At 70.8% G+C, this 19,426-nt stretch carries 12 protein-coding genes, 1 tRNA gene and 1 rRNA gene; 1 reads left to right on the top strand and 13 read right to left on the bottom strand.

Going from position 1 to position 19,426, the window contains the following annotated elements; genetic code table 11:
• Positions 1-96: 96 nt before the first annotated feature.
• From IE94_RS0116050 to IE94_RS0116005, 10 genes are all read right to left on the bottom strand, one after another.
• On the bottom strand, positions 97-360 hold the full coding sequence (locus IE94_RS0116050) for a hypothetical protein (protein WP_030184299.1): 264 nt from the start codon (positions 358-360) through the stop codon (positions 97-99).
• Positions 361-366: 6 nt separating this feature from the next.
• The gene (locus IE94_RS0116045; protein WP_030184297.1) at positions 367-837 is read right to left on the bottom strand and encodes a Dps family protein; all 471 of its coding nucleotides are present in this window, start codon (positions 835-837) and stop codon (positions 367-369) included.
• Positions 838-1,084: 247 nt separating this feature from the next.
• Positions 1,085-1,465 carry a helix-turn-helix domain-containing protein gene (locus IE94_RS0116040; protein WP_007387871.1) on the bottom strand — a complete coding sequence of 127 codons (381 nt, stop codon included), beginning with the start codon at positions 1,463-1,465 and terminating at the stop codon, positions 1,085-1,087.
• Positions 1,466-1,574: 109 nt separating this feature from the next.
• Complete coding sequence (locus IE94_RS0116035) at positions 1,575-2,120, bottom strand: CinA family protein (protein WP_030184294.1); 546 nt, start codon at positions 2,118-2,120, stop codon at positions 1,575-1,577.
• Positions 2,117-2,905 (bottom strand): CDP-diacylglycerol--glycerol-3-phosphate 3-phosphatidyltransferase, encoded by a 789-nt coding sequence (pgsA, locus tag IE94_RS0116030; RefSeq protein ID WP_030184292.1) that lies wholly within the window; start codon positions 2,903-2,905, stop codon positions 2,117-2,119. Before pgsA ends, IE94_RS0116035 begins: the two co-directional genes overlap by 4 nt.
• Positions 2,902-4,383, bottom strand: coding sequence for a 30S ribosomal protein S12 methylthiotransferase RimO (gene rimO / locus IE94_RS0116025; RefSeq protein WP_030184291.1), 1,482 nt, complete (start codon positions 4,381-4,383; stop codon positions 2,902-2,904). The genes pgsA and rimO overlap by 4 nt, the downstream gene beginning before the upstream one ends.
• Before the next feature lie 111 nt (positions 4,384-4,494).
• Positions 4,495-5,358, bottom strand: a complete 864-nt coding sequence (locus tag IE94_RS0116020) for a helix-turn-helix domain-containing protein (RefSeq protein ID WP_030184289.1) — start codon at positions 5,356-5,358, stop codon at positions 4,495-4,497.
• 261 nt (positions 5,359-5,619) lie between these two features.
• Positions 5,620-8,370, bottom strand: a complete 2,751-nt coding sequence (locus IE94_RS0116015) for a DNA translocase FtsK (protein ID WP_030184286.1) — start codon at positions 8,368-8,370, stop codon at positions 5,620-5,622.
• A 191-nt stretch (positions 8,371-8,561) separates the two neighbouring features.
• The gene (locus tag IE94_RS0116010; protein WP_030184283.1) at positions 8,562-9,236 is read right to left on the bottom strand and encodes a response regulator; all 675 of its coding nucleotides are present in this window, start codon (positions 9,234-9,236) and stop codon (positions 8,562-8,564) included.
• Between the two features lie 468 nt (positions 9,237-9,704).
• Complete coding sequence (locus IE94_RS0116005; RefSeq protein WP_030184281.1) at positions 9,705-15,200, bottom strand: HAMP domain-containing protein; 5,496 nt, start codon at positions 15,198-15,200, stop codon at positions 9,705-9,707.
• A gap of 392 nt (positions 15,201-15,592) precedes the next feature.
• Here IE94_RS0116005 and IE94_RS0116000 point away from each other — a divergent pair, with 392 nt between their 5' ends.
• A complete protein-coding gene (locus IE94_RS0116000; protein ID WP_030184279.1) occupies positions 15,593-18,343 on the top strand; it encodes a SpoIIE family protein phosphatase in 2,751 nt (916 codons plus the stop codon).
• Between the two features lie 56 nt (positions 18,344-18,399).
• Here the strand turns inward: IE94_RS0116000 and IE94_RS0115995 are convergent.
• From IE94_RS0115995 to rrf, 3 genes are all read right to left on the bottom strand, one after another.
• A tRNA-Thr gene (locus tag IE94_RS0115995) sits at positions 18,400-18,475 on the bottom strand.
• Positions 18,476-18,558: 83 nt separating this feature from the next.
• On the bottom strand, positions 18,559-19,221 hold the full coding sequence (locus tag IE94_RS0115990; protein WP_030184276.1) for a DegT/DnrJ/EryC1/StrS family aminotransferase: 663 nt from the start codon (positions 19,219-19,221) through the stop codon (positions 18,559-18,561).
• Positions 19,222-19,335: 114 nt separating this feature from the next.
• Positions 19,336-19,426 (bottom strand): 5S ribosomal RNA (gene rrf, locus IE94_RS37195); the annotation flags it as partial.

Genomic DNA, 19,426 nt, shown 5'->3' with positions numbered 1-19,426 from the left:
CGGACTCCGCCGCACCCGTCCGCGGCGTTCCCTGACCACGCCGCCGGCCCGCTCCAGTACCGCGACGTGCTTCTGCGGCGCCCGGGTCGGCGCAGATCAGCGCCCGTCCGGGCGGTTCGGGACCGGGCTCCGCTCCGGCCCGCGCAGGGCCCGGCGCCACCGTCCCGCGCCCAGCGCCCCCGCGGCCCGGCGTCGCGGCACACAGTGCACCGGCAGCACACTCAGCCCCCAGCCGCCGACCGCGACCGCCCCTTCGATCACCCCGGCGCCGGGCTCCAGCGCCAGGCGCAGCACGGCCCACCACCACAGCACACCGAGACCCAGCGCGACCGCCCGGCGAGCCGTCCGCGCCGGAGCCATCCCGCGTCATCCGTTTTCGGCCTGGAACATCCAGTGCTGCTTCTCGAGATCGGCCGTGACCTGGATGAAGATGTCCTGGCTCACGGGGTCGGGGTCACCGCTCGCCGAGATCCGCTCGCGCATCCGCCCGATCACCGCGCCCAACGCGTCCACGATGGTCTGTACGGCGGTGGTGTCGTTCACCCAGCCCTCGGGAGTCACGTCGATGCCGCTGCCGACGGCGACCGTGGCGGCCCGCCCGTCCGGGGGGACGCCCAGCGCCGAGGCACGCTCCGCCACGGTGTCCGAGTGCGTGCGGGCGGTGCCGACCAGTTCGTCCAGCTGGAGATGTACGGAGCGGAAGCGCGGGCCGACCACGTTCCAGTGGATCTGCTTCGCCACCAGGGCCAGGTCGACCAGGTCGACGAGGGCTCCCTGCAACGCCTCCGAGACGGTCTTCAGGTCCGCGTCGGACAACGGGCTCTTCACGACGTACATCCACGCCTCCGTCGGTTCGCCCCCCGGCCATCACCTTCCACGATGACCGCACCCCCACCGACCGGCAAACGGGCGGCGCACCACCGACGGCGCCCACGCGACCTCACACGCACCCGCACCCGGAGACGCACCCGCACCCGGAGACGCACGCAGGGACGCACCCAGGCACGCGAAAGCCCCGGCCTCGTCCCTCCGGTCTCCCGGAGCGACCCCGGCCGGGGCCTCACACGCACACGTTCTCGGACGCTCAGGCGGCGACGACGTCCACTGCCTCGGCGGGCGCCTTGATGGTCACCCGTTCCGGTGGCACGCCGGTCACCGAGACGGAACCCAGCATCGGACGCACCGGTGCCGGTACGGTCTCGCTGGGCGTCGCCGCAGCGGACTGGGCCAGCTCGGCGAGGGCGAGTTCGTCGCTCACTTCCCGCATGAGCTCGGACATCCGTACGTCCAGCGCGTCGCAGATGGCGGAGAGCAGCTCGGAAGAAGCCTCCTTCTGCCCCCGCTCCACCTCGGAGAGATAGCCGAGTGAGACTCGGGCGGACGAGGAGACTTCGCGCAGAGTACGGCCCTGGCGTTGGCGCTGCCGACGCAGCACGTCACCCAGCAGGCGACGGAGCAGAATCATCGGTGGCTCCCTCCTCGGACCGTGTTACCGCATCCTTCACGCCCCACCGTACCGCCTCGCGCCGCGGCCGTGCGGGGAGCGATGTCGTGTTCACTCAGGGCTGCAAACATCAAAACCCCCCGTTCCGTTCCGTATCCTGTGCCCGCTCATTCCCGGTCTGTTCGCTCGCAAGCTCCCTCAAAAGAAGTGCGAGTACGCTCCGTACACTCTCCATACGAATTTCCGCGCGGTCGCCGTTCAACCGCAGCGCCTCCACTTTTCCGCCATCGGCGCAACCCTGTTCGGCCCCGAAAGGCCCGTCCACGGCCACGAAGACCGTGCCCACGGGCTGCCCGTCCTGCGGGTCGGGACCGGCGACACCCGTCGTCGCGATGCCCCAGTCGGCGCCCAGCGCCGTGCGCACACCTGCCGCCATCCGGGCGGCGACCTGCGGATCCACGGCCCCGCGCGCCGCGAGCAGCTCGCCGTCGACGCCGAGCAGCTCCCGCTTCAGTTCCGTCGCGTAGGCGGTGACGGAGCCCCGGAAGGCCTTGGACGCCCCGGGGACCGCCGTGAGCGCGGCGGCGACCATCCCACCGGTCAGTGACTCGGCGACCGCGAGGGTCTCGCCCCTGACTGTGAGTAGTCGCACCACGTCGGCGGCCGTGGAACTCAAACTTCCGTCTCCTTCAACGCCGCTCTGCGTTCGGCGATTCCCCGGCGGCGCAGCACGATGGCCTGCTTCACATAGTCCAGTCCGGTCGCCACGGTCAGGACGACCGCCACGGCCATCACCCAGAACCTCAGGGTGGCCAGGGGCCCCGTCAGCGCCAGGACGTACATGCCGACGGCGATGCCCTGGGTGAGCGTCTTGAGCTTGCCGCCCCGGCTCGCGGGGATGACTCCGTACCGGATGACCACAAAACGCAGGACGGTGATCCCGAGTTCCCGGCCGAGGATGACGGCCGTCACCCACCACGGCAGGTCGCCCAGCGCGGACAGGCAGATGAGCGCCGCGCCCATGATCGCCTTGTCGGCGATGGGGTCGGCGATCTTCCCGAAGTCGGTGACGAGGTCGTAGGTGCGCGCCAGGTGACCGTCGAAGAGGTCGGTGATCATGGCGATGGCGAAGGCGGCCCAGGCGAAGGAGCGCCAGGCCGGGTCGTACCCGCCGTTGCCGAGCATCAGGGCGACGAAGGCCGGCACGAGGAGCAGCCGGAGCATCGTCAGCAGATTGGCGACGTTCCAGACGCTCGCCTGGTTGACGGCCGCGGCCGCGATCTTGCCACCGCGCCCGGTCGCTCCGCCCTCGGTCGCGCCCCGTTCCGCCGTGCCCCGGTCCACCGCGTCTCCCGGACTCGTGCGCTCATCCGGCTCCTGGGCCGCGCCCGAGGCGCCGCGCGGGCCGGTCCTGCGCGCACTGGAGGAGCCACCCGCCGCGGACGCCGGGACTCCGGTCATCTGCCGGCCTCCTCACTCCACTCGGGCGATCCCAGCAGCGGTTCGGCCACCAGGTCGACACCCTCCGTACCGACCACCTTCGCGTCGACCATACGACCGACACTCAGGCCCTCGCCGCTCGTGAGCAGCACCTGGCCGTCCGTCTCGGGCGCCTGGTGCTCCGCGCGGCCGCGCACGCCGTCGCCCTCGTCGGCGGGGTCCACGGACTCGACGAGTACCCGCACGGTCGCGCCGACGCGCTCGTCGGCCCGCTGCGAGACCAGTTCCTCGGCGAGGCGGGAGACGTGCGCCAGCCGCTCGGCGACGACGTCCTCGTCCAGCTTGTCGCCGTAGGTCGCCGCCTCGGTGCCCTCCTCGTCGGAGTAGCCGAAGACGCCGATGGCGTCCAGCCGGGCATGGTTCAGGAACCGCTCCAGCTCGGCGAGGTCCGCCTCGGTCTCGCCGGGGAAGCCGACGATGAAGTTGGAGCGCACGCCCGCCTCGGGCGCCTTGCTCCGGATGGTGTCCAGCAGTTCCAGGAAGCGGTCGGTGTCACCGAAGCGGCGCATCGCGCGCAGCACGTTCGGCGCGGAGTGCTGGAAGGAGAGGTCGAAGTAGGGCACGACCTTCTCGGTGGAGGTGAGCACGTCGATCAGGCCGGGGCGCATCTCGGCCGGCTGGAGGTAGCTGACCCGCACCCGCTCGATGCCGTCGACGTCGGCCAGCTCGGGCAGCAGCGACTCCAGCAGCCGGATGTCGCCGAGGTCCTTGCCGTACGAGGTGTTGTTCTCGGAGACCAGCATGATCTCCTTGACGCCCTGCTCGGCCAGCCACCGCGTCTCGTTCAGCACGTCGCTCGGGCGGCGCGAGATGAAGGAGCCGCGGAAGGACGGGATGGCGCAGAAGGAGCAGCGCCGGTCGCAGCCGGAGGCCAGCTTCACCGAGGCGACCGGGGAGCCGTCCAGACGGCGGCGCAGAGGCGCGCGGGGCCCGGAGGCGGGGGCGACGCCCTCGGGGAGGTCGGACGGACCGTGGCCCGGCAGGGCGACGGCAGCTCCGGCCTCCTGGCGCTCGGCGGGGCTGATCGGCAGCAGCTTGCGCCGGTCGCGCGGGGTGTGCGCGGCGTGGATGCCGCCGTTCAGGATGGTCTGCAGGCGGTCGGAGATGTCGGCGTAGTCGTCGAAGCCGAGGACGCCGTCGGCCTCCGGGAGGGCGTCGGCCAGCTCCTTGCCGTACCGCTCGGCCATGCAGCCCACCGCCACGACGGCCTGCGTTCTTCCGTGGCCCTTGAGGTCGTTGGCCTCCAGGAGGGCGTCCACGGAGTCCTTCTTGGCGGCCTCGACGAAGCCGCACGTGTTCACGACGGCGACGTCCGCTTCCTCGGCGTCGTCGACGAGCTTCCAGCCGTCCGCCTCCAGACGGCCGGCGAGCTCCTCCGAGTCCACCTCGTTACGGGCGCAGCCAAGGGTGACGAGTGCGACGGTACGGCTTTCAGGCATGGGCTCAAGACTACTTCGTCCCGCCGACGGCCCATGTCGAAGGGGTTGGCCGATCCCGGCCAACCCCGTCCCGGCATGTCCCCCGCGTCCCCCATCCGACCTGCGGGTCGCCTATCCGACCTGCGGGTCGCCCTTGGTGTACGTGAGGCGCTCGACGGCGCCGGGCTGGAAGTCGTCCTCGATCTTCTTGCCGTTGACGTAGAGCTGGATGGCTCCGGCGTCGCCGAGGACGAGCTTGACCTTCTCGTTGTCCTGGAAGGTCTTGGAGTCGCCCTGCTTGAGCAGTCCGTCGAAGAGCAGCCGGCCGTTGTGGTCCTGGGCGGAGATCCAGCTGCGGCCCTCGGTGGCGCTGACCTTCACGGTCACCTTGTCCGCGGGCGCGGCGGCGATGGCGCTGTCGCTCGGCTGCGGCTCGGGGTCGGCGGGCTTCTCGGGCCTGGCGCTCGACGAGGCGGACTCGCCGGACGACGGCTGGGCCCCCTCGGCGACGCTCGCCTCGTTGCCGCCGTCGTCGCCGCCCTTGACGAACGTGAAGCCGACGAAACCGATCACGGCGACGATCGCGGCCACCATGGCGGCGGTCCAGTTGGGTCCGCGCCGCTCGGGACGGATGCGCTCCGCCTCGAACAGGGGCGCGGTCGGCGTCGGCGCCGGGCGCCCGCCGCGCTCGGCGTCGAACTGCGCCAGCAGCTCGGCGGGGTCGAGCCCGACGGCCTTGGCCAGGGTGCGGATGTGACCGCGCGCGTAGACGTCGCCGCCGCAGGGCGCGAAGTCGTCCGCCTCGATGGCGTGCACGATGGCGATGCGGACGCGGGTGGCGGTGGTGATGTCGTCGACGGTCAGCCCCGCGGCGATCCGGGCCTGCTTGAGGGCGCGGCCGACGGAGGGGCGGGCTTCCTCGGAAACGTCCGCGGGGACTTCGTGGGACACGTCTTCGATCGGACGCTCGTCTTCGGGGGAGTTGCCGTTGGACACGGGGGCGCCTTTCGAGCGTTTAGCCGCCTGTGCTGGGCGTTCAGTCTAGGGGGGGTGCAAACGGGTGGGGCAAGCGGGCGGTACGACCTTTACGCCATCGGAATGGCCCGGCACTCCGATGGTGGACTACCTGTTTGTCACTTCCCTCAACTTGACGTAGGGCCTGGGGAAACGGTTGCTCAATGGTCCCTAACGGGTGAGTCACGATGGGCCGCCCGGCCCTCGTGACCCCCTGTCGGCGGAACCTTCGTCTACCCGCCCCTACCCTTCGGACTCCCCCCGGATCACCGCGAGCACGCCGTCCAGCTCGTCAGGCTTCACCAGGACGTCACGAGCCTTCGAGCCTTCGCTCGGCCCGACGATGCTCCGCGACTCCATCAGGTCCATCAGCCGCCCGGCCTTCGCGAAGCCGACGCGCAGCTTGCGCTGGAGCATCGAGGTCGATCCGAACTGCGTGGAGACCACCAGCTCGGCCGCCTGGCACAGCAGGTCGAGGTCGTCGCCGATGTCCTCGTCGATCTCCTTCTTCTGCTTGGTGCCCACGGTGACGTCGTCCCGGAAGACCGGCGCCATCTGGTCCTTGCAGTGCTGGACGACGACCGCGACCTCCTCCTCGGTCACGAACGCGCCCTGCATACGGGTCGGCTTGTTCGCGCCCATCGGCAGGAAGAGGCCGTCGCCCTTGCCGATGAGCTTCTCGGCGCCGGGCTGGTCGAGGATGACCCGGGAGTCGGCGAGCGAGGAGGTGGCGAAGGCGAGCCGCGAGGGCACGTTGGCCTTGATCAGACCGGTGACGACGTCCACGGACGGCCGCTGGGTGGCGAGCACCAGGTGGATGCCGGCCGCACGCGCGAGCTGGGTGATCCGCACGATCGCGTCCTCGACGTCCCGCGGCGCGACCATCATCAGGTCGGCCAGCTCGTCCACGATCACCAGCAGGTACGGGTACGGCTGGAGTTCGCGCTCGCTGCCCTCGGGCGGCTTGACCTTGCCCTCGCGCACCGCGCGGTTGAAGTCGTCGATGTGCCGGTAGCCGTAGGCGGCGAGGTCGTCGTAGCGCAGGTCCATCTCGCGCACGACCCACTGGAGCGCCTCGGCGGCCCGCTTCGGGTTGGTGATGATCGGCGTGATCAGGTGCGGGATGCCCTCGTACGCGGTCAGCTCGACGCGCTTGGGGTCGACCAGGATCATCCGGACGTCCTCCGGGGTCGCCCGCATCATGATCGAGGTGATCAGGCAGTTGATGCAGGACGACTTGCCGGAACCGGTGGCTCCGGCCACCAGCATGTGCGGCATCTTCGCCAGCGAGTGCATGACGTAGCCGCCCTCGACGTCCTTGCCGAAGGCGACCAGCATCGGGTCGTCGTCCTCGGCGGACTCGGCGAGGCGCAGCACGTCCCCGAGGTTGACCATTTCCCGGTCGGTGTTGGGGATCTCGATGCCGACCGCGGACTTGCCGGGGATCGGGCTGATGATCCGCACGTCGGGGCTGGCGACGGCGTACGCGATGTTCTTGGTCAGCGCGGTGATCCGCTCGACCTTCACGGCGGGACCGAGCTCGACCTCGTAGCGCGTGACCGTCGGTCCGCGGGTGAAGCCGGTGACGGCGGCGTCGACCTTGAACTCGGTGAAGACGGTGGTCAGCGAGGCCACTATGGCGTCGTTGGCGGCGCTGCGGGACTTGCCGGGACCACCGCGCGTGAGGAGGTCGAGCGCGGGCAGCGCGTAGGTGATGTCGCCGGAGAGCTGGAGCTGCTCGGCGCGCGGCGGCAGGTCCCGTTCCCTGGGCAGCGGCGTCTTGGTCAGGTCCGGGACCGCGCCCCCCGTCGGCGGTTGTGCGGGCGCCTCGGCGGCGTCCTTCCTGAGCTTCCCCGGCTGCGGCCGCGCGGCCGGCACGGGTGTGGGCGTCGGGGTCGTGGACTCGCGGTCCCCCGTGCTCACGCCCTGGGTGAGATCGGCGACCAGCGGCGAGGGCGGCATCCCGTGCAGTACGGCGCCGTCGAGCGCAGCGGCGGCCGCCGCGGCGACGTCCACGGCGTCCATCGGACGGTTCATCTCGGGCTGGGGCACCGCGGACCGCCGGGGCCTGCCGCGGCGCCGGCTGAGCGCCTCCTGCTCGGCCGCGTCGGGGTCGTAGGGCTCGGCGGCGGGCGCCCCGCGCCTGCGGGACGGGGCGGGCAGCGCCTCGCGCCACTGCTCGTCGTAGCGCTCGTCGTCGTCCGTGAACGCGTCCGCCTCCGGGTCGCTGACCACACCGAGCCGCACCCCGAGCTGCCGCAGCCGCTGCGGAATCGCGTTGACCGGGGTGGCCGTGACGACGAGCAGCCCGAAGACGGTGAGCAGCACGAGCAGCGGCACGGCCAGCACGTCGGTCATCGTGTACGACAGCGGGGTCGCCGCGCCCCAGCCGATGAGACCGCCGGCGTCCCTTATGGCCTGCATGCCGTCACTGCGGGCCGGCGAGCCGCAGGCGATGTGCACCTGGCCCAGCACCCCGATGACGAGCGCGGACAGGCCGATCACGATCCGTCCGTTGGCCTCGGGCTTCTCGGGGTGCCGGATCAGGCGTACGGCGACGGCGCCGAACAGGATCGGCACCAGCAGGTCGAGGCGGCCGAAGGCGCCGGTCACGAGGATCTCGACGAGGTCGCCGACGGGTCCCCTGAGGTCGGCCCAGGTGCCCGCGGCGACGATCAGGGCGACGCCGAGCAACAGCAGGGCGACGCCGTCCTTGCGGTGGGCCGGGTCGAGGTTCTTGGCGCCCTGCCCTATACCGCGGAAGACCGCGCCCACTGCGTGCGCGAGGCCCAGCCAGAGGGCGCGCACCAGTCGGTACACGCCCCCGGTGGGGTTCGGAGCCGGTTTGGGCGCGGGCTTCTTCGCCGCGGCCTTCTTGGCGGGCGCCTTCTTCGCGGGCGGCTTCTTCACCGCGGCCTTCTTGGCAGGGCCCTTCGCGGGAGCGGCCGTCTTCTTCGCGGGCGGCTTCTTGGCTGCGGAGGGACGTGAGGCCATGGTTGTGAGGTTACCGGGGGAGACGGCGGTCGACACGTGTGCCTACCGCTTCACCCGTTCGTGTCGCCCCCGCGCCGGGACGGAACTGACGCTTCCACCACAGCCCCTGACAAGCACTCACAGAACACCGCACGGGCGGCCACGCGGACCGCCCGGGCGGGACTCGCGGGCAGCAGAGGGCGCTCGCGGCGTCAGTTGACGGCGGCCTGGCCTCCGGACGTGCCCGGCTCCAGGGCGTCCAGCGCCCGCCGCAGCCCGGTGAGCTTGCGCTCCAGATGGGCTGCCGTCGCCACCGCGGCCGCGTCCGTCGACTCGTCGCCGAGCTGCTTGGACAGCGCCTCCGCCTGCTCCTCCACGGCCGCCAGCCGCGCCGACAGCTCGGCGAGCAGCCCCGCGGGCTCCTTGGCCTCGCCGGCCTCCGCCTTGCCGTTGCCCTCCAACTGGAGCCGCAGCAGCGCCGCCTGCTCACGCAGCTGGCAGTTCTTCATGTACAGCTCGACGAAGACCGAGACCTTGGCCCGCAGCACCCAGGGGTCGAACGGCTTGGAGATGTAGTCCACCGCGCCCGCCGCGTACCCGCGGAAGGTGTGGTGCGGGCCGTGGTTGATCGCGGTGAGGAAGATGATCGGGATGTCCCGGGTCCGCTCTCGCCGCTTGATGTGCGCGGCGGTCTCGAAACCGTCCATGCCCGGCATCTGGACGTCCAGCAGGATGACCGCGAAGTCGTCCGTGAGCAGTGCTTTGAGCGCTTCCTCCCCGGACGATGCCCGCACCAGCGTCTGATCGAGCGCCGAGAGGATCGCCTCCAGCGCCAGCAGATTCTCCGGCCGGTCATCGACCAGGAGGATCTTGGCCTTCTGCACCATGGCCCGCCCTCCTCGCCCCGGCGTGGGGCCTCCCCTGTCCACAGGACTCGGCACGGCACCGGCGGGTGCCGCCCCGTGGGACGGCTCCCTTGCGCCGTCCGTCCTTGTGCCGGTCATCGTAGCCGCACCCCGCCTGTCGCCACACCCTGTCACCGTGATGTCACTGTGCTCGTAGCAGAAACGCGGCGGGAGACCAGAAGGTTCCCCGAATCCCGTACTCCTACACGGCTTCGGGCACGCTGAGTCAGCGACTGCGCGTGGGCTCCGAAGGTTCCCGCCGTGCACACACACCCCACGTTCGCACACCACCCGGGCGAACCGCACGGAAGGTGCCCGTACGTACGAGGCCACCGTGCCCGAACGTACTACGGGCCCCGGGTCCGAACGTACCCGCCGCTTCCCGCCGGGCCCCCGCCCCCGGTCCCGCCACCGCCACCGGTCCCGGCCACCGTCACCGGGTCCCCGCGCTCACTCCTCGCGCATCCACTGCTGCATGACCTCCAGCAGGTGGTCGGGGTCGACCGGCTTGGTCACGTAGTCGGAGGCTCCGGACTCGATCGCCTTCTCCCGGTCGCCCTTCATCGCCTTCGCGGTCAGCGCGATGATCGGCAGACCGGCGAACTGGGGCATCCGGCGGATCGCCGTGGTCGTCGCGTAGCCGTCCATCTCCGGCATCATGATGTCCATCAGGACGACCGCCACGTCCTCGTGCTGCTCCAGGACCTCGATGCCCTCGCGCCCGTTCTCGGCGTACAGCACGGACAGACCGTGCTGCTCCAGGACGCTGGTCAGGGCGAAGACGTTGCGGATGTCGTCGTCGACGATCAGCACCTTCTGCCCGCCGAACCGGATGCCCCGGTGCGCGTGCGGTGCCGACTCCGACTCCCGCCCGGCGCCCGGCTGCCGCTCCTGCGGCTCGGGCCGCTCCTCGTTGTCCGCGGCCGACTTGCGCCGGCGCCGGAACAGCGCCGCCGCACCGTTCTGCGAGTCCTGGTACGACTTGACCTCGGCCGGCGCCTGGAACTCCGTGCCCGCGACCTCGCCCGCGGCACCCGAGGACGTCGGCCCCTCACCGGCCTCCGCGGAGGGCAGCGGCTGCTGGTAGCCGTGCGGGGGCAGTTCGCTCGGGTGCAGCGGCAGGTAGAGCGTGAAGGTCGATCCGCGGCCCGGTTCGCTCTGCGCGTGGATCTCACCCCCGAGCAGCTGCGCGATCTCCCTCGAGATGGACAGCCCGAGGCCCGTACCGCCGTACTTGCGACTCGTGGTGCCGTCGGCCTGCTTGAACGCCTCGAAGATCACCTGCATCTTGCTGGCCGCGATCCCGATGCCCGTGTCGCTCACGGAGAACGCGATCAGCTCGGCGTCCGGGTCGTTCACCGAACCGGCCTCCAGCAACTGCTCCCGGATGGCCCGCGGCACCTCGTCCCGGGCCGGCCGGATGACCAGCTCGACTGAGCCCGAGTCGGTGAACTTCACCGCGTTGGACAGCAGGTTGCGCAGCACCTGGAGCAGCCGCTGCTCGTCGGTGTGCATGGTGGCGGGCAGTCCCGGCGACACCCGCACCGACAGGTCCAGGCCCTTCTCCGCGCTCAGCGGCCGGAAGGTGGCCTCCACGTAGTCCACGAGCTGGACCAGGGCGATGCGTGTCGGGGAGACGTCCATCTTCCCCGCGTCGACCTTCGACAGGTCGAGGATGTCGTTGATCAGCTGGAGCAGGTCGGAACCGGCTCCGTGGATCGTCTCGGCGAACTCGACCTGCTTCGGGGTGAGGTTCGCGTCGGCGTTGTCGGCGAGCAACTTGGCCAGGATCAGCAGCGAGTTGAGCGGCGTACGCAGCTCGTGCGACATGTTGGCCAGGAACTCGCTCTTGTAGCGCATGGAGACCGCCAACTGCTCGGCGCGCTCCTCCAGGACCTGCCGCGCCTCCTCGATCTCGGTGTTCTTCACCTCGATGTCGCGGTTCTGCTGCGCCAGCAGCTCTGCCTTCTCCTCCAGTTCGGCGTTGGACGACTGGAGCGCCTTCTGCCGCTGCTCCAACTCCTCCGACCGCTCCCGCAGTTGCTCGGTCAGCTCCTGCGACTGGCTCAGCAGGACCTCCGTCTTGGTGTTCACCGAGATGGTGTTGACGCTCGTCGCGATCATCTCGGCGATCTGGTTCAGGAAGTCCTTCTGGATGTGGGTGAACGGCGTGAACGACGCCAGCTCGATGACACCGAGCACCTGCCCCTCGAACAGCACCGGCAACACGATCACCTGCGCGGGCGGGGCCTCGCCGAGCCCGGAGGAGATCTTCAGGTAACCGGTCGGCGCGTTCTCCACGAGGATCGTGCGCTTCTCCTGGGCGGCCGTGCCGACCAGCGCCTCCCCCGGCCGGAAGGAGGTGGGCATGGAGCCCATCGAGTAGCCGTACGACCCGAGCATGCGCAGCTCGTACGCGTCGCCCTCGGCACCCGCCTGCTCCTGGCCGTCGACCAGGGGCATCGCGAGGAAGAACGCCCCGTGCTGCGCGGAGACCACCGGCGTCAGCTCGCTCATGATCAGCGAGGCCACGTCCTGGAGGTCGCGGCGGCCCTGCATGAGTCCGGAGATCCGGGCCAGATTGCCCTTGAGCCAGTCCTGCTCCTTGTTGGCGATCGTGGTGTCGCGCAGGTTGGCGATCATCTTGTTGATGTAGTCCTGCAGCTCCGAGATCTCCCCGGAGGCGTCCACGTCGATCTTCAGGTTCAGGTCGCCGCGCGTCACCGCGGTCGCCACCCGCGCGATGGCCCGCACCTGCCGGGTGAGGTTCCCCGCCATCTCGTTCACCGACTCCGTCAGGTCGCGCCAGGTGCCGTCGACGTCCCGCACGCGTGCCTGACCGCCGAGCTGCCCCTCCGTGCCCACCTCGCGGGCGACGCGGGTGACCTCCTCGGCGAAGGACGACAGCTGGTCCACCATCGTGTTGATGGTCGTCTTCAGCTCCAGGATCTCGCCGCGCGCGTCGATGTCGATCTTCTTGGTCAGGTCGCCCTTGGCGATCGCCGTGGTGACCATGGCGATGTTGCGCACCTGACCGGTCAGGTTGGACGCCATCTGGTTCACCGACTCGGTGAGGTCCTTCCACGTCCCCGACACACCCGGCACCTGCGCCTGGCCGCCCAGGATGCCGTCGGTGCCCACCTCGCGGGCCACCTTGGTCACCTGGTCGGCGAAGGACCGCAGCGTCCGCACCATGGTGTTGAAGGTGTCCGCGAGCTGCGCGACCTCGCCGCGCGCCTCGATCGTCACCGTCCGCGTCAGGTCGCCGTTGGCAACGGCCGCGGCCACCTGGGAGATGTTCCGCACCTGGACCGTGAGGTTCTTGGCCATCAGGTTGACGTTGTCGTTGAGGTCCTTCCAGATGCCCACGACGCCGGGCACACTCGCCTGACCACCGAGGATGCCCTCCGTGCCCACCTCGCGGGCCACCCGCGTGACCTGCTCGGCGAAGGACGACAGCTGGTCCACCATGGTGTTGACGGTGGTGACCAGTTCGAGGATCTCGCCCTTGGCGTCGACGGTGATCTTCTTCGACAGGTCGCCCTTGGCGACCGCGGTCGTCACCTCGGCGATGTTGCGCACCTGCATGGTCAGGTTGTTGGCCATGCCGTTCACGGACTGCGTGAGGTCCTTCCATGTGCCGGAGACGCCCTGCACCTCGGCCTGGCCGCCGAGGATGCCCTCGGTGCCCACCTCGCGCGCGACGCGCGTGACCTCCTGGGCGAACGACGACAGCTGGTCCACCATCGTGTTCAGGGTGTTCTTCAGCTCCAGGATCTCCCCGCGCGCGTCCACGGTGATCTTCTGGGACAGGTCACCGCGCGCCACCGCCGTCGCGACCTGCGCGATGTTGCGCACCTGCGCGGTGAGGTTGCCGGCCATGCCGTTCACCGAGTCGGTCAGGTCCCGCCACACACCGGCGACCCCGGGCACCTGCGCCTGACCGCCGAGGCGGCCCTCCGTGCCCACCTCGCGGGCGACCCGGGTGACCTGTTCGGCGAAGCTGGAGAGCTGGTCCACCATCGTGTTGATGGTGTTCTTCAGCTCCAGGATCTCGCCGCGCGCGTCCACGTCGATCTTCTGGGACAGGTCACCGCGCGCCACCGCCGTCGTCACCTGCGCGATGTTGCGCACCTGGGAGGTCAGATTGCCGGCCATGGAGTTGACGGAGTCCGTCAGCTCCTTCCAGGTACCCGACACGCCGTCGACCCGGGCCTGACCGCCGAGGCGGCCCTCCGTGCCCACGTCCCGGGCCATCCGCGTGACCTGGCCGGCGAAGCTGGAGAGCTGGTCGACCATCGTGTTGACGGTGTTCTTCAGCTGGAGCATCTCGCCGGAGACGTCCACGGTGACCTTCTGCGACAGGTCGCCGTTGGCCACCGCCGTCGTCACCTGGGCGATGTTCCTCACCTGTCCGGTGAGGTTGCGGAACGCGGTGTTGACGGAGTCCGTCAGGTCCTTCCACGTCCCCGCCGCCCCCGGCACCTGCGCCTGCCCGCCCAGCTCGCCCTCGACACCGACCTCACGGGCCACCCTCGTGACCTCGGCACCGAAGGCGGAGAGCTGGTCCACCATCGTGTTGACGGTGTTCTTCAGCTCCAGCATCTCCCCGGCCACGTCCACCGTGACCTTCTGCGACAGGTCACCGCTGGCCACGGCGGTCGTGACCGCGGCGATGTCCCGCACCTGAGTGGTCAGGTTCCGGAAGACGGTGTTGACGGAGTCCGTCAGGTCCTTCCAGATGCCGGCCGCGCCCGGCACGTTCGCCTGGCCGCCGAGCTGCCCCTCACCACCGGTCTCGTTGGCCACCCGCGTGACCTCGTCCGCGAAGATCCGCAGCGTCTCGGTCATCTGGTTGATCGTCTCGGCGAGCTGCGCGACCTCGCCGCGGGCCGGCACCGTCACCTTCTTCGACAGGTCACCGTTGGCGACCGCCGTCGTGACGTGCGAGATCTCCCGCACCTGGGCCGTCAAGTTCCCGGCCATGGTGTTGACGGAGTCGGTCAGCTCCTTCCACACCCCGGCCACGCCCGGCACCTGCGCCTGCCCGCCCAGAGCGCCCTCGGTGCCCACCTCACGGGCCACCCGCGTCACCTCGGACGAGAACGCCAGGAGCTGGTCCACCATCGTGTTGACGGTGTTCTTCAGCTCCAGCATCTCCCCGGCCACGTGCACCGTGACCTTCCGGGACAGGTCACCCTTGGCCACCGCCGTCGTCACCAGCGCGATGTCCCGCACCTGCGCGGTGAGCCGGTACGCCATCGTGTTGACGGAGTCCGTCAGGTCCTTCCACGACCCGGACATTCCGCGCACCCGGGCCTGACCGCCCAGCTTGCCCTCGGTGCCGACCTCGCTGGCCACCCGCGTGACCTCGTCCGTGAACGTCGACAACTGGTCGACCAGGTTGTTCACGGTCCGGCCGACCTTCAGGAACTCGCCGCGCAGCGGCTGCCCGGTGCCCTCGTCGTTCTGCGTCCGCAGCTCCATGCGGGGCGACAGATCACCGTCCGCCACCGCCGAGAGCACCCGGCTGACCTCGGAGACGGGCCGTACGAGGTCGTCCACCAGCGCGTTCGAGTGGTCGATCGCGGCCGCCCAGGACCCTTCGCAGGCCCCGGTCTCCAGCCGCTCCGTGAGCTTTCCCTCGCGCCCGACCACGCGCCGCACCCGGGCCAGCTCACCCGTGAGGTGCAGATTGCGGTCGGCCACCTCGTTGAAGACCGCCGCGATCTCCGACATCACGCCGTCGCCGGACACCGTGAGCCGACGGCGGAAGTTCCCCTCGCGCATGGACACCAGCGCCGCGAGCAGCCGGTTCAGCGCGGCCGTGTCCACCGTCGTACTGCCGCTCCGCGCCCCGCCACCCCGCGACGAGCCCTGGTTACTCAGGGACTGTCCGCCTTTCGCGCGCGTCTTCGTGGCCCGCGTCGCTGCGCCAGACTCCACTGTGTCCCTCCCGCAGGGGTCGACCGATACCGCTGTGCCCGGCCGCCAAGGCTCGGCGGACCGGTTCCTTCCGCTTGTTTCCCGTGATGCCGGGCGGTCCGGCCCGGCGCGCCGGACCGCTTCCAGGGCTGCTGCCCACCCGACTCGGCGCGCATTCACCTGCCCGGACCTTCACAAGCAGCTTGCCCAGTGTTTCACCCCGGCCGAACCAGGCCATAACAGTTCGGCAGCTTCGCACATCGTCCGCACACCCTCTGGGCGGAAACACTGCAGACCGGCCTCCGGATGGACGGCGAAGGTAAGTAACCTTGCATACGGCTGTCCAGCCGAACCGGTCCCGTCCGGTCTGGGCGGTGGCACGGAGACGAGCGGGCATCGGAGGGGCGGCCGGAATGACCACCGGACTGATCCCGGGGGAGCAGCCCCCGGATCCCGGGCCGACGGGTGGACTGCCGCAGCAGCGGCGCGAGCCGCTCGGCCAGGAGGCCGTGCACGGGGAGAGAGGGTCGAGGAGTTCTGTGATCACCGCGCGCGCGGCCGCCAGCTTCGAGCCCGTCGGACGATCCGTGGCGAGCGCCCGGTCCTTCGTCCGCGACACGCTCCAGGGCTGGGGCCATGCCGACATCGTCGACGACGCCGTGGTGCTCACCAGCGAGCTGGTGACCAATGCCGTGGTCCACGCCGGCACCACCGCCGACGTCCTGTGCCTGCGCAGCGACGACGGCGTACGGATCGAAGTGGCCGACCACTACCCCGAGCGCGAGGTCCCCCTCCAGGGCTCCCCCGCCGACATGGGCAGCCCCGACCGGGAGGGCGGCCGCGGGCTCCAGCTGTGCGCGGCCCTGGCCGACCGCTGGGGCGTCGAGTACACCCCCACCCTGAAGAACGTCTGGTTCCACCTCCACCTGCCGGAGCGTCCGGTCGGCACCCGCGCGGCCGGCCCCTCCCTCCCGGCCTCCCTGCTGCCGCTCGCCGACGGCCGGGTCCGCGTCGCCGTCGTCCAGATCGACCGCGGCGGCACGGTCACCTCCTGGAACGAGGACGCGGAGGAGCTCTTCGGCTACTCCGCCGACCAGGTCACCGGCAAGCCCCTGACCGACCTCGCCGCCTGGCCGCACACCCCCGGCACCAGCACCGGCATCGCCGAGGCACTCCAGCTCTCCCGCTGGGAGGGCAGCTACGGCATGCGGGGCGCCAACGGCCGTGTCACCCCGGTCTACGCCTCCCACCTGCGCGTCCGCGACGCCGACGGCGAGCCCTCCACGGTCTGCCTGCTCGTGCGCGACCACGAACGCGCGGTGCTGCAGACCCCGCTGCGCGTACCGGCCTCCGACTCCTCGTCCGGCGAGGGCCAGAGCGCGGACCCCTTCGAGGTGTTCATCGGCTCACCGGCCCCGGACGACCTCGACGGTCTCCTCCAGCGCACGGTCGAACGCGCTCGCGACATGCTCGACGCCGACGCAGCCTTCCTGCTCCTGGCGACCGACGACGAAACGGAGCTGGAGGTCCGCGCCTCCACCGGCCTGCCCTCCGCCCGGCAGCGTTTCGCCCGCGTCCCCGTCGAGGCGGGACCCGGCCGCTACGGCTCGGCGCGCATGCCCGCCGTCCACGACGACCTCGAGTCCGTCCCCGGCGCCGTCCCGCTGCTCAACAGCACGGGCATGCGCTCGGTCGTCACCGTCCCCCTCAAGGTCGAGGGCCGCCTCACCGGCTCCCTAGGCGTCGCCGCCGAGGCGCCCGGCCGGTACTCCAACGAGGAGGCGCTGCGCCTCCAGTTCGCCGCCGACCGGATCGCGCTGGCCGTCGAGTCGGCCCGCCTGGGCGAGCTGGAGCGGCTGCGCCGCGGCTCGCTCAGCTTCCTCGTCGAGGCCTCCGACCTCCTCGCCGGCACCCTCGACCGCGACCAGACGCTGGCCCTCATGGCCCAGATGACGGTCCCGACGCTGGCCACCTGGTGCGCCGTCTACACCATCGCCGACCAGTCCTCGGACCCGTACCTGTCCTATGTCCTGCACGAGGACGAGGAGCTCATCGACGGCATCAAGTCCCTGCTGTCGAAGATCGCCCCGCCCGACCCGGTGCCCACCCCGGGCGCCCGCGTGTGGACGGCTCCCGCCGAGATGGCCCACCAGGCGGCGCTGCGCACCTCCATGCGCGACCTCGGCCTCAGCGGCGGCGCGCCCCAGCCGGTGAGCACCGGCATCGGCCCGACCCTCGCCACGGCCTCCGCGGTCGGCGGCGAGACCGTCGTCCTGCCGCTGGTCGCCCGCAACCGCGTCATCGGCATGCTCACCCTGGGCAAGCCCACCGACGACCACTTCCGCCAGGAGATCCTCGAACTCGCCGAGGACCTGTCCCGCCGGGCCGCCCTGGCCCTGGACAACGCCCGGCTGTACTCGGAGCGCACGGCCATCAGCCAGTCCCTCCAGCGCAGCCTCCTGCCCCCCGAACTGCCCGTCGTGGAGGGCGTCGAGGTCGACGTCATCTACCGCGCGGCGGGCGAGGGCAACGAGGTCGGCGGCGACTTCTACGACCTCTTCCCCATCAGCGACGACGCCTACGGCTTCGCCATCGGCGACGTCTGCGGTACGGGCCCCAACGCGGCGGCCGTCACGGGCCTTGCCCGGCACGCCCTGCGCCTGCTGGCCCGCGAGGGCCTCAGCGGCCCGGAGGTCCTGGAGCGCCTCAACTCCGCCATCCTCGACGAGGGCGCCCGCAGCCGCTTCCTCACGCTGCTCTACGGTGAGATGCGCCCGCAGGAGGACGGCAGCGCCGAGCTGAAGGTGGTCTGCGCCGGCCACCCGCTCCCGCTCCGCCTGCGCCAGGACGGCACGGTCGAGCCCGCCGCCGAACCGCAGCCCCTCCTCGGCGTCATCGAGGACCTGGAGCTCTACGAGCAGACGGTCACCCTCGACCCGGGCGACGTCCTGCTCTGCGTCACGGACGGCGTCACCGAACGCCGCGAGGGCACCCGCATGCTCGGCGACGACGGCCTCGCCGACGTCCTGACGACCTGCACGGGCCTGACGGCGGGCGCGGTGGCCGCCCGCATCATGCGCGCGGTGGAACGCTTCGCGTCCGACGCCCCGTCCGACGACATGGCGATCCTCGCGATGCGTGTCCCGGAGCCGCACACGGACTGACCAGGGCATGCGCGGGCATGCAAAAGGCCCCGCCCAATGGGGCGGGGCCTTTGTACTGGAGCCCCCAAACGGAATCGAACCGTTGACCTTCTCCTTACCATGGAGACGCTCTACCGACTGAGCTATAGGGGCCTGTCGCTTTTCAAGGTTTCCCTCGCGGCAACGGAATAGATCATACCCCGAACAAGCCGGTGCTCCCAACCACGGGCATTGCCTCAGTACGCGGGTTGCAGCAGCCCACCGAGCGCATTGCAGGCGGACACGATCCGCTGCATGTCCCGCTTGGTCAAGGCGGCTTCGACCGGCAGCGCGAGCGTCTCGTCGACGGCCCGCTCCGTCTCCGGCAGGGACACACACCGCCGGAATCCAGGCATCCGGTGCACCGGCGTCTTCACCGGCACCCGGCACTCGACACCCCTCCCCCGCACCGCGCGGGCGAAGGCGTCGCGATCAGGCCGCCCGTTCCCCGGCACCCGCACCACGTACTGCTGGTAGGTGTGCCCGTCACCCCCGTCCGGGGTCCGAACGCCCCTCAACTTCCCGTCGAGGTAGGCCGCCCGCTGCCTGCGCCGCGCTATCTCGTCGTACGGCACCTCGGACTCGCCCCGCTCCAGCACGAGCAGACCGTGCCGCTGCCCGATCCGGTGCAGCGACCCCATGTCCGCCGGCCGCCCGAACCGGTGCACGACGACGATGGCCGCGGTCCTGGGCGTCAGCGCCGCCTCCACCAGAGAGGCGTCCAAGCAGTAGGTCGCCGGATCTATGTCGGCGAAGACTGGCGACGCGCCCACCAGGGCCACGGCCTCGGCGACCTCCACGTTCCCGAACGCAGGTACGACGACCTCGTCACCGACGCCCACGCCGGCGGCCCTGAGCATTGCTGCAGTACCCATATGTGGGATGGTCGGGCCGCAACGTGAACTCGAAGTGACGGAGAACAAAAAAGGGCTGGTCCAGGAACCGAAGTTCCGGGACCAGCCCTTTCAATAATTGTTCGGCGGCGTCCTACTCTCCCACAGGGTCCCCCCTGCAGTACCATCGGCGCTGTAAGGCTTAGCTTCCGGGTTCGAAATGTAACCGGGC

The sequence above is a fragment of the Streptomyces violaceorubidus genome, from assembly GCF_000717995.1.
In the GTDB taxonomy this organism is placed as follows: Bacteria; Actinomycetota; Actinomycetes; order Streptomycetales; family Streptomycetaceae; genus Streptomyces; species Streptomyces violaceorubidus.
This window is presented reverse-complemented; position numbering and strand designations above follow the sequence as displayed.